The sequence below is a fragment of the Alteromonas sp. ABH2_165 genome (assembly GCF_056159945.1).
In genome coordinates this window covers 1-345 of sequence record NZ_JBSWWF010000044.1, presented here as the reverse complement: position 1 = coordinate 345, position 345 = coordinate 1, and the positions used below count along the sequence as shown (strand labels likewise).

General features: G+C 40.3%; 1 protein-coding gene. It reads right to left on the bottom strand.

The genetic code is table 11. The annotated features are described in order from the left end of the window. On the bottom strand, positions 1-288 hold a 288-nt coding region (locus tag ACXAFQ_RS20535; RefSeq protein WP_474825225.1), incomplete at its 3' end, for a hypothetical protein. Positions 289-345: the final 57 nt, after the last annotated feature.

Here is a 345-nt window from a genome sequence, read left to right as displayed (position 1 = left end):
AACCTCTGGATATTCGATTACGTCGCCGATGGGTAAACCGTTTGATTTGCAAAAATGATGCTGCTCGTTAATATCGGTTACTGTTACAACAACGGTTGTGGAGCCTGCTTTTTCAGGGTCAACCGACAATTGAATCCATGCACCTTGCAATAATTGCCATTCCGCAATCCCATCCATTGGTACCATGTCAGGCTCCCTATCGAGCAAGAGAGTATAAAAGTCGAGAGCTTTATCGAACTCTTTAACTGGAATAACAGAAATAACACCATTGATATTTTTTGTAGTCATATCATTTCCTTATAAATGACTGTTGATACGATGTTTAATCTAGGCAGCTAACACCCA